Genomic DNA, 10,345 nt, shown 5'->3' with positions numbered 1-10,345 from the left:
GCGGAGGAGATCGAACGGCGACCGTCCCGGCCTCGACGAGGACCCCGAAAGCCGATCCACGCCGTCTCGCGGCTCAGCCGATGTTGCAGCCGGGGATGAGCACGTCGCCGAGGCGTTCGTCGTCGCCGCGCAGCACGGCGTGCGGGAGGTCGTCCACCCAGTCGCGGACCTGCTCGGACTCGTCGGCCGTACACGCCTCCCGGCGGGGTGGCTCCGTACGGTCCGTCCGTGACAGGGCGCGCACCTCCCGGCACTCCCGCCCGGCGCCCAGATCCTCGAAGATCGACAGCGCCTCGGCCAGGCTGCGGCGGGCCTCCTCCGGCCCGGCCGCGAGGCCGAGCGCCGTCAGCGCCCGGGCCCGGTGGTAGGAGTCGCCCAGCTCTTCGAACAGCGTGACCGCGCGCCGGCCCCACGCCAGAGCGGACGGTCCGTGGCAGGCCGCGCACCTGTTCCGGTAGGCCGTGGACAGGTTCATGAAGATCAGCGCCTGCGCGTGGCGGTCGTCGAGGTCCCGCGCCGCGGCGAGGGCGGCGCACAGCTGCCAGAGGATGTACGTGGGCGTGCGGTCCGGGCGGCCGGCCAGGTAGGTGAGCGCGAGATTGACCCGCGCGTGCATGAGAGCGGTGCGGTTGCCCAGCCCGAGGCCGTCGAGACGCTGGAGCAGCGTGACGGCCTCGGTCAGCACCTTTGCCGCCTCCGGGTGGCGCCGCCTCGCGCGCAGGGCATCCCCCAGCGCGACGGCGGCCTGCGCCCTGCCGCGAAGGTCGCCCGCGAGAGCGCAGATGCGGCGGTCGCGGCGGTGGCACGCCTCCGCCTTGGCCAGGGCCCCCATCCGCAGGTACGTGAGCCCGAGGTTGTGCAGCACCGGGCTGCGGGCGCGGTCGTCGCGCGCCAGGCTGAGGGCCCTGCGCAGCTGGGCGGCGGACTCGTCGTAGCGGCGGGCGAGGCGGTAGGCGTTGCCCAGGGTCATGGCCGCGGCGAGCTCGGCGTGGTGTCCGAGCCGTCCGGCCGCGTCCACGGCGGCCAGCGCCGTGGTGATCCACTCGCCGGTGCGCTGCCGGAACTCGAAGTAGGGAGCGAGGTCCACCGCGAGCGCGTGCGACCGCGCCCGGTCGCCGCGTCCGGCGGCGGCGGTGACGGCCGCCACGAGCGTGCGTCCCTCGGCGTCCAGCCATGTCACGGCCTCCTCCCGGGAGGCGAACTCCTCCCGCCGGGCCTGCGACTCTCGCTGGAGCTGGGCCTCCTGCCGGGCCTGTGTCTCCCGCCGGGCCTGGGCCTCCGGCAGCGACAGCCACGCTCCGGCCGCACGGGCCCGGGCGCAGCAGTGGTCGAGCAGCCGGTCGCACGCCTCCTCGTGCCGGTCGGGCCCCGCCTGGTCGCGGGCCCGCTCCTCGGCGTACAGGCGGACGAGGTCGTGCATGCGCCACCGGCCGTACGCGCCGCCGCGCTCCACGAGATGCGCGCGGTGCAGGGCCTCCAGCAGGCGGCGGGCATCGCGCGGCCCGCGGTCCGCGACGACCGCTGCGGTCTCGACGGACAGGTCGGGGCCGGGGGCGGCGGTCATCAGCCGGAACATCCGGGCCTCCTCCGCCTCCAGGTGGCGGTAGGACAGCTCGAAGGCCGCGCGCACCCCACGATCCTCGTACGACAGCTCGTCGAGCCGGGTCGCGGCCTCCTCCAGGTCCTCGGCCATCGCCCTCAGGGGACGGGCGGGATCGGCGGCCAGGAGCGCGGCCACGATCCGCACGGCCAGGGGCAGCCCTGCGCACAGACCGGCGATGTCCGCCGCCGCGGCGGGCTCCCGGGCGACCCGGGTGTCGGCGTCGCCCAGGGCCAGGCGAAGCGCGCGGGCCAGGAGTTCGACGGCCGCGCCGGGCGCGAGCATGCCGAGATCGAGGAGGCGCGCCCCCACGTCCAGCGTGTGCCGGGAGGTGATCAGCGCCTTTCCCGTGCCGGGCAGCAGCGGCCTGACCTGCTCGGCCGAGGAGGCGTTGTCGAGGACCAGCAGGATCGGCCGGCCCTGCTCGGCGTACGCGTCCAGCACCGTCGCGAACAGCCGGGACCTGTCCTGGGTGCCGGGAGGGACGCGTTCGGGGTCCAGCCCCAGCGCCCGCAGCAGCTCGCCGAGCACCTCGCCCGGCCGCGCACCGCGTTGCCGCCCTTGTGCGGCCTGATCGTGGTTGGGTCGTTCGTCCCGGCCGTGCTGTTCCGCGTGGCTGGGGACGTCGCAGTGGCACGGGAGGTCGGCGTAGCCCCGCAGGTCGGTGAACAGCACCCCGCCGGGAAACCAGCCGCGCTCCCGGGCGAGGTGCGCGGCCTGCAGGGCGAGCTCCGTCTTGCCGGCTCCGCCGAGGCCCGTGACAAGGGCGGCGCGCGGGCGGTCCGGCTCGGCGCGCGTACCGGCACCGGTGTCCCGAGCGGGGTCGAGCAGGCCGAGCAGCGTGGACAGCTCGTCGTCCCTGCCGGTGAACGCCTCCGTCCGCGGGGGCGCCCCGGAAAGCGCCGGGGTCACCTGCGGGGGAAGCTGCACGGTGACGGTGTGGCCCTGGATCACCGCGCTGAGGAAGAGCCCGCCGCTGATCGTGTTGCGGGTCGCGGCCACCCGTTCAGTCCTTCCCCGCGCGCTCGTCCGGCACGGCCGGGCGGGGACCGGAGACGACCGGACCGCTGATCGTGTGCCCCTGGATGACCGGGCCGTGGATCGTGCCGCCGCTGATCTCGTTGTGCACCGCGGCCCGCACATCGCGGTTCACGGCGCTGTCCACGGCGTTGTCCACGGTGCCCGCGCCGCTCGCCGGTGCGGGCGGCTCCTGCCGGGTCAGCAGCAGCCCCCACACCCCGACGACCAGGCCCGCCAGGCCCACGAAGAGCCCGATGACGCTCGCGAGTTTGTCGGCCTTGTCGAGCCCCACCATGGAGAGGTACACGGCGAGCGCCGAGCCGGCGCCGAGCGCGGCGATCCCGCCGGCCCATGTGAGAACACGTGTGAGAACACGTCCGCGCATTCCCCCATCATCGCCCCCCGCCTCCCTGCGCGGCAGGCGCAATGGCGGGGACGGCATCATTCCCTCAGCCGTGGCGCCGTACGCGGTGGGCAGAGGGGTGGCGTCGAGCCGGTGATTCGGCTCGACGGGTTGCCCGGCCTCGCGCCGGATGCTTCGCCGCGTGCGCCGCGTCGTGGGTCGCGCCGTGCGCAGCGCCGTGGGTCGTTCGCGGGTGCGTGCTCTCGTGGCTCACCGCGCTGTGCCGGCCCCGGGGCGTGCGGGGCGGGACCGCCGCGCGGCGTTCTGTCGTCCCGTGGTCGGCCGTCCCGTGTTTCGGCGTCCCGCGCTCTGCCGCGCCGTGTCGCGCCGCGTCACCTCGTGCTTTGGCGCGTCGGACGGCGGGCGGCGCCGCGGGGGGAGCGGCGTGGGGGCGGGCGAGACTCGCCCAGCCCGTCCTGCCGGCCGTCGCCGGCACGCCGCTGGGCCCTCTGCGCAGTGGCGCACGGGGCGAGGTGCCACGGGCCGCCGAGCGGGCTCCGGTGGCGACCGGCGAGTTGCGGGTGGGGTGGACCACGGTGGAGTGACGCGGAGGGGCGGCGGGGGCGGCCCGGACGGCGGTGGGGGTGGTCCTGCCGCCTCCGGCCAGGGGGGTGGTGGTGCTGCCGGACGCCTGCTCGCCGCCGCTCGCCGCGCCGTCCGTCGCGTCCTTCTCGGTGGCCGAGGCGCTGTCGCCGTCGTCGTGCTTCCCGCGCTCGGCCTCCCGCTTCTTCTTCTCCTTCTCGCGCTGCTTCTCCAGCGCCTCCTTCAGGCCGGGCGTGAAGCCGCCGCCGAACCGGGCCATATCCGGGGGGACGAAGCCGTACGCCGGGGTGTCCCGCAGGGCCGCGTGCATCGAGGCCACCCAGATCGGGCCGGGCAGCGAGGCGCCCTGCACCGCCCCGTAGTAGCGGCCGCCGATGGTGACGCCGGTGAGCGGATAGCGGTAGGAGCCGCGGATGTCGCCCACGCTGACGGCGGCGGCGAGGCCGGGCGTGTATCCGGCGAACCAGGCCGAGGTGTAGCCGTTGTTCGTGCCCGTCTTGCCCGCTGCGGGCCGGCCGATGGACTGGCCGCGCATCGTGCCCTTGGTGAAGACTCCCGTGAGCACATGGCTCACCGCGTCGGCGACCGCGGGTTCGAGCGCGGTCGCGCAGGCGGGCGGTATGTCGGTGCGGGTGCCGTCGCGCTCCACGACGGCGGTGACGGCCATCGGCCGGCAGTAGCGGCCGCGGGCGGCGAACGCCGCGTACGCCGCCGCCACGGTCGTCGGGTCCATCTCGTTGGCGCCCAGCGTGAACGTCGGCACCTCGTGGAGCGGCGCGCCGTCCGCCCGCCTGATGCCGAGCGACTTGGCCGTCTGCACGACGTCGCACAGGCCGACCTCGCGCTCCAGTCGCATGTAGAAGATGTTCACCGACTGCCAGGTGCCCATCTCCAGGCTGTACGGCCCGCCGCCGCCCTCGCCGCCCGCGTTGTGGATGACCGTGTTCGGGTCGTTGACGGCCCTGCCGGAGCAGTCGCGGTAGCCGTACGACGGGACGTACGCGCCGGGGATCGTGAAGCCGTCGCCGAACCGCATTCCCTGCTTGAGCGCGGTGGCCAGCGTGAACACCTTGAACGTGGACCCCGCCTGCAGGCCCAGCCCGCCGCCGTGCGCGGTGTCGGCCGCCAGGTTGTAGGTGGTGCTGGGCCCGAGGTCGCGGTCGTGCGGGTTGCGCCCATAGCGCTTGCTCACGGCCATCGCGCGGATGCGCCCGGTGCCCGGCTCGATCATCGTCTCCGACGCCACCTGGTTGTCGCGAGGCCTGACCCGGGCGGCGATGGCACGCTCCGCGGCCCGCTGCGCGACCGGGTCGATGGTCGTCCAGATGGTCAGCCCGCCCCGCTGGAGGCGCCGCTCCCGGTCGGCCCTGGTGTATCCGAACGCGGGGTTGGTGAGCACCTCGCGCTCCACATACACGCAGAAGAAGGGGTGGGCGCTGCCGGCGCAGCCGCCGGGCTCGGGGCGCAGGTGCAGCGCCAGCGGCTCGGCCGCGGCGGTCCGCGCCGCGTCCTTGCCGATCACCCCGAGCTCGGCCATCCGGCCCAGGACCAGGTCGCGCCGCGCGCGCAGCCGGTCACGGCGCTCGTCGCCCAGGGAGGGATCGGTGTCGTACGGCGTGCGCACGGCGCCGGCGAGCGTCGCGGCCTGCGTGAGCGTGAGGTCGGCGGCGTCGACGCCGAAGAACCGCTTGGCCGCCGCCTGGACGCCGAACGCCCCCGCGCCGAAGTAGGCGATGTTGAGGTAGCGCTCGAGGATCTGGTCCTTGGTGTATTTGCGCTCCAGCGCCAGCGCGTACCGCAGCTCGTCCAGTTTGCGGCGGAACGAGCGGACGAGGGCCTGCGCGCGTTCCTGCTCCGACTCGGCCTGGGTCAGCATGATGTTCTTGACGAGTTGCTGGCTGATGGACGAGCCGCCCTGCCGGATCCCGCCGGCCCGGGTGTTGGTGACGAAGGCACGCAGCGTGCCCTTGAGGTCCAGGCCGCCGTGCTCGTAGAACCGGGCGTCCTCGATGGCCACGATGGCCTGGCGCATGACCGGGGCGACCGCGCTCAGCGGCACCGACTGCCGGTTCTGGTAGTAGAACTGGGCGATCTGGTGCCCGTTGCGGTCGAGCAGCCGTGTCACCTCGGGCAGCGGCTCCTCGCGCAGGGGCGCGGGCAGGTCGGTGAGGGCGGACGCGGCGCTCCTGGCCGCCAGGCCGGCCCCGCCCGCGAAGGGCATCACCAGCCCGGCGACCAGGGTGCCCCCGGCCGCGCCGCACAGGCTCAAGGCGAGGACGGCGCGCCCGAGGTTGACGTGGCCGACAAGACGAGAGGTCACGGGATATCAGTGCGACCTCTGGCGTTTCTCCAAACCCGGGGGCCGCAAAGCTTTACGTGAGCCTGTTGATCTTCAACCCGAGGGAGGTGAACTGTTCGAACGGTCTGTGGTAACCGCGTTCGATGTGGTTGACGCCCCGCAGGGTCGAGGTGCCCTCGGCCACGGCGGCGGCCAGCACCGCGGAGAACCCGGCGCGGATGTCGGGGAGCGTGACGTCGGCCCCGCGCAGGTTGGAGATTCCGCGTACGACCGCCGAGTGCTTGGCGTTGGTGTCGTGGTAGCGGCACGCCGGTCCGCCCAGGCACTGGGCGAACACCTCGATCTCGCACCCCATCTTCTGCAGCGCGGGCACGTACACGAGCCGGTTCTCGAACACCGTCTCGTGCAGCACCGACATGCCTTCGGCGCGGGTGAACAGCACCATCAGCGGCGTCTGCCAGTCGGTCATGAAGCCGGGGTGGGTGTCGGTCTGCACCGCCGCGGCGCGCAGGCCGTCCGGGGCGGAGGCGCACAGCCACTCGTCGGTTATCTCGAACCGCGCGCCCATCCTCGCCAGCGTGGTGATGGCGGTGACGAGCCGGTCCTGGTGGCAGCCGTGCACGCGCACCTCGCCGCCCGTCACCAGGCCCGCCACGAGGTAGGAGAACGCCTCGATGCGGTCGCCGGCCAGCCAGGTGGAGGCGCCGTGCAGCCGCTCGACGCCCTCGATGACGATGCGGCGGTCGGGGCTCAGCTCGATCATCGCGCCCATACGCTGGAGGAACAGCGCCAGCTCCACCACCTCGGGCTCCATCGCCGCGCCCTTGATGACGGTCTTGCCCTCCGCCAGCACCGCCGTCATGAGGATCGTCTCGGTGGCGCCCACGCTGGGGTAGGGGAGCGTGATGCGGCTGCCGCGCAGCCGGGCCGCCTTGGCGGTGATGCCGTTGTCGCCGACCTCGATCTCCGCGCCCATCGACCGCAGCGCCTCGACGTGGAAGTTGACCGGCCGTCTGCCGATCGGGTCGCCGCCGACGAGGGGGACGAACGCCTCGCCCGCCAGGTGCAGCAGCGGGCCGAGCATCAGGATCGGGATGCGGTTGAGCCCGGTGTACTCCTCCGGCACCCGCGGCCGGATCTCGCTGCCCCGCTCGATGGTGATCTCACCCGGAGTGATCTCCACGTGGATGCCGAGGGCTTCGAGCATGGCGGCGGTGAGTCCCACCTCGCCGACCTCGGGGGCGTTGTGCAGCGTGCTCGGACCCGTGCCGAGCATCGCCGCGACCATGTGTTTCGAGACCGCGTTCTTCGATCCCCGGACCTCCACGTCCCCCCTCAAGGGGCCGGACGGGTCGATCTGCCATACCTCTTCGCTCACTCGGCCTCCTTGGCCCACACCGATGCCGTGTGTCCCCTGCACCCGGCTTCAGCAAGAGTAACGGGACCGGCCCCGATCACCACGTGGGTACTATCGGGACGGTGCGGCATCTGAGGGGCAATCTGGCGACGATCGGCCTTACCGTCCTCGTGCTCGCCCTCCTCGGGGTGGTCGCCGGATACGTGTGGTCGGCGCTCGCCCCCGCCGCGCAGTACGTGCTGATCGACGGGACGCCGCATCTGGCCGACCCCGAGACGCAGTCGCTCATCGAGGCCGACGGCTGGTTCGCCGTGGTCACCGGCGCGTTCGGCCTGGTCTGCGGGATCGCGGGGTACGTGCTGTCGCGAGGCAGGCCGGTCGAGGTCCTCGTGGGACTCGCCGCCGGCGGGTTGCTCGCGGGGTACGTCGCGATGCTGATCGGCGGCACGGCCAAGGGCGGGGTCCAGGCGGCGGGACCGGGCGGCTACACCACCACGACCTCGCTGGACCTGACCGCGCACGGCGTGCTGTTCGCCTGGCCGCTCGTGGCCACCGCGGTCTTCTGGGTCATCGAGTTCGCCGTGACCTACAACGAGAGAAGCCGCTGAGCCCTGCCGCCTGAGCTCTGCCGCCTGAGCCCTGTCGCCTAAGCCCTGCCGAGGCCCGGCTCGGTCCGCCAGAAGCCGGTCGCCCGCTCGAAGGCGTGCCCGAGGCGCAGGACGTCCATGTCGGCCCACGGCCTGCCCACGATCTGCAGGCCGACCGGAAGGCCGTCGGGCGTGAAACCGCACGGCACCGACATCGCGGGCGCGTGCAGCACGCTGATCCAGTAGCACGACCGCATCCAGGCCAGGTAGTCGGGCATCTCCACCCCGGCCACCTCCGTGACGTACGGCTGCTCGACCGGGAACGGCGGCACCTGGCTGACGGGCGCCACCAGGAAGTCGTAGCGGCCGAAGAACTCGCGCATGCGGTGGAACAGGCCGGTGCGCAGCCGCTCGGCCCTGGCGAGGTCGGCCCCGGTGACCTTCCGCCCCTGCTCCACATTCCAGGCGACGTTGGGGCCCACCTCGGGGAGGTCGCCGAAGTTGAGCGCGTAGTACCACGACCGGTAGACGCGGAACGCCTCCTCGGCGCCGGACAGGTCCAGGTCCACCCGCTCGACCTTGGCACCCAGCGCGGCCAGCGTCTCGGCCGCCCGCGCCGTCGCCGCAGCCGTGCGGGGGTCGACCGGAAGGCCGCCGAGGTCGGGGCTGAAGGCGACGCGGACTCCGGCGAGGTCCATGTCGAGGGACGCCGCGAACGCCGAGCCGTCCTCGCGGATCGAGAAGGGCGAGACCGGGTCGAACCCGGCGATGGCCGACATGAACAGCGCCAGGTCGCCGGCCGTGCGGGCCATCGGCCCCGGCACGCTCAGCGTGAACCAGCCCGCCGTCGCCGACTTCGCCGGCACCCGCCCCGGGGTGGGCCGCAGGCCCGCCACGTTGCAGAACGACGCGGGGTTGCGCAGCGACCCGCCCATGTCGGAACCGTCGGCGAGCGGCACCATCCGGCACGCCAGCGCCGCCGCCGCGCCGCCGCTGCTGCCGCCCGCGCTCTTCGCCAGGTCGTAGGGGTTGCGGGTCGCCCCGAACACCTCGTTGACCGTGTGTGAGCCGGTGCCGAACTCCGGGGTGTTCGTCTTGCCCAGCGCGATCCCGCCCGCCTCGCGGATGCGCCGCACGAGCGGGTCGTCCTCGGTGGGGACGTGGTCGGCGAACGCCCGCGAGCCGTACGTGGTCCGCACGCCCGCGGTGTCGGCGAGGTCCTTGTGCGCGACCGGGATGCCGTGCAGCGGGCCGCGCACCAGGCCGCGCCGCAGGTCCTCGTCGGCGCGTGCGGCCTGGTCGAGGGCCCGCTCGGCGGTCAGCGTCACGACGGCGTTGACCCGCGGGTTCGCCTCCTCGACGCGCCGCAGGCACGCCTCGGTCAGTTCGACCGCGCTCACCTCGCGCGCCCGCAGCAGCGCGGCCATCTCCGTCGCGGTGAGGTCGACCAGCTCGTTCACGTTTCCCCCGTTCGGTGCGGTTCCCGGCCAGTCTTATGGCCGGTGAGCCGTACGGGCGACGGCAACAGTAGACAGGCTCAGAGCTTCGCGATGGGGGCGGTCACGGCCTGGGCGAGCCGGATGAGGTTGCCCGGCGCCGTCTCGATCTGCAGGCCGCGCCGCCCGGCGGAGAAGTAGATCGTCTCGAAGCCGAGCGCGGACTCGTCCACCACGGTCGGGAGCCGCTTGCGCTGCCCGAGCGGGCTGATGCCGCCGACCACGTAGCCGGTGACCCGCTCCACCTTGGCCGCGTCGGCCATCGCGGCCCGCTTGCCCTTCAGCGCCGCCGCGAACGCCTTAAGGTCGAGCTTGCCCGCCACCGGAACGACCGCGACCGCCAGGCCCGCCTCGGTCTCCGCCACGAGCGTCTTGAAGATCCGCTCGTACGGCAGCCCGAGCGCGTCGGCCGCCTCCTCGCCGTACGCCTGGGCGTTCGGGTCGTGGTCGTAGGGATGAAGGGTGAACTCCGCCTTCACCTGCGTGAGGGCGACCGTCGCCGGAGTGCTCTGGCCGCCCTTGCTCTTGGTCTTGCTCACGACCGCAAGCCTAGTGCGGACGCTCCTCCCCGCTTCGCCCCCTGCGGACAAGTCCGCGATCTCGAACGGAGAGCACGGCCGCGAGACAGTGCCCGGCTGGTGTGGGCGACCCGTCAGGGCAGGACGGAGCGCACGGCCTCGGGGGAGCGGGCCACCACGGCCGTGCCGTCGTCGGCGGTGATGATCGGCCGCTGGATCAGGATCGGGTGGGCGGCCATGGCCTCGATCCACCGTTCGCGGGACGCTCCGTCGCGCGGCCACGACTCCATGTCCAGCTCGGCCGCGACGGGCTCGCCGAGGCGGGCGACGTCCCAGGGCTCCAGCCCGAGGCGGCGCAGCACCTCGGCGAGCTCCTCCGCACTCGGCGGGTCCTCCAGGTAGTTGCGGACCGTGTATCCGGCGCCCTCGGCGTCGAGCAGCGACAGGGCCGACCGGCACTTCGAGCAGGCCGGGTTGATCCAGATCTCCATGCGGCCATTGTCCCGCCCGGCGCCCACGGGC

General features: G+C 73.7%; 8 protein-coding genes. 1 reads left to right on the top strand and 7 read right to left on the bottom strand.

All coding sequences use genetic code 11. From position 1 onward, the window contains the following. Nucleotides 1–73 precede the first annotated feature (73 nt). From FH610_RS11970 to murA, 4 genes are all read right to left on the bottom strand, one after another. The gene (locus tag FH610_RS11970) at nucleotides 74–2,602 is read right to left on the bottom strand and encodes an ATP-binding protein (protein WP_161627982.1); all 2,529 of its coding nucleotides are present in this window, start codon (nucleotides 2,600–2,602) and stop codon (nucleotides 74–76) included. 4 nt (nucleotides 2,603–2,606) lie between these two features. Next, nucleotides 2,607–3,005 carry a hypothetical protein gene (locus FH610_RS42835; RefSeq protein WP_161627981.1) on the bottom strand — a complete coding sequence of 133 codons (399 nt, stop codon included), beginning with the start codon at nucleotides 3,003–3,005 and terminating at the stop codon, nucleotides 2,607–2,609. A gap of 64 nt (nucleotides 3,006–3,069) precedes the next feature. Continuing rightward, on the bottom strand, nucleotides 3,070–5,886 hold the full coding sequence (locus tag FH610_RS11965; protein ID WP_240808909.1) for a transglycosylase domain-containing protein: 2,817 nt from the start codon (nucleotides 5,884–5,886) through the stop codon (nucleotides 3,070–3,072). Nucleotides 5,887–5,938: 52 nt separating this feature from the next. Next, nucleotides 5,939–7,243, bottom strand: coding sequence for a UDP-N-acetylglucosamine 1-carboxyvinyltransferase (gene murA / locus FH610_RS11960; RefSeq protein ID WP_139574388.1), 1,305 nt, complete (start codon nucleotides 7,241–7,243; stop codon nucleotides 5,939–5,941). A gap of 101 nt (nucleotides 7,244–7,344) precedes the next feature. Here murA and FH610_RS11955 point away from each other — a divergent pair, with 101 nt between their 5' ends. Next, the gene (locus tag FH610_RS11955; protein ID WP_139574387.1) at nucleotides 7,345–7,830 is read left to right on the top strand and encodes a hypothetical protein; all 486 of its coding nucleotides are present in this window, start codon (nucleotides 7,345–7,347) and stop codon (nucleotides 7,828–7,830) included. A gap of 38 nt (nucleotides 7,831–7,868) precedes the next feature. On the opposite strand, the gene FH610_RS11950 is transcribed toward FH610_RS11955, so the two are convergent. The 3 genes from FH610_RS11950 to FH610_RS11940 all read right to left on the bottom strand — a co-directional run bounded on the left by FH610_RS11950 (nucleotide 7,869) and on the right by FH610_RS11940 (nucleotide 10,314). After that, nucleotides 7,869–9,269 carry an amidase gene (locus tag FH610_RS11950; protein WP_139574386.1) on the bottom strand — a complete coding sequence of 467 codons (1,401 nt, stop codon included), beginning with the start codon at nucleotides 9,267–9,269 and terminating at the stop codon, nucleotides 7,869–7,871. A 77-nt stretch (nucleotides 9,270–9,346) separates the two neighbouring features. Further along, nucleotides 9,347–9,844 carry a Cys-tRNA(Pro) deacylase gene (gene ybaK, locus FH610_RS11945; protein ID WP_139574385.1) on the bottom strand — a complete coding sequence of 166 codons (498 nt, stop codon included), beginning with the start codon at nucleotides 9,842–9,844 and terminating at the stop codon, nucleotides 9,347–9,349. A 113-nt stretch (nucleotides 9,845–9,957) separates the two neighbouring features. Next, nucleotides 9,958–10,314, bottom strand: coding sequence for an arsenate reductase family protein (locus tag FH610_RS11940; RefSeq protein ID WP_139574384.1), 357 nt, complete (start codon nucleotides 10,312–10,314; stop codon nucleotides 9,958–9,960). Nucleotides 10,315–10,345: the final 31 nt, after the last annotated feature.

It is taken from the genome of Microbispora catharanthi (assembly GCF_006334915.2).
Lineage (GTDB): Bacteria > Actinomycetota > Actinomycetes > Streptosporangiales > Streptosporangiaceae > Microbispora > Microbispora catharanthi.
The sequence above is the reverse complement of the archived record's forward strand: the minus strand, read 5'-3'. Positions and strand labels throughout refer to the sequence as shown.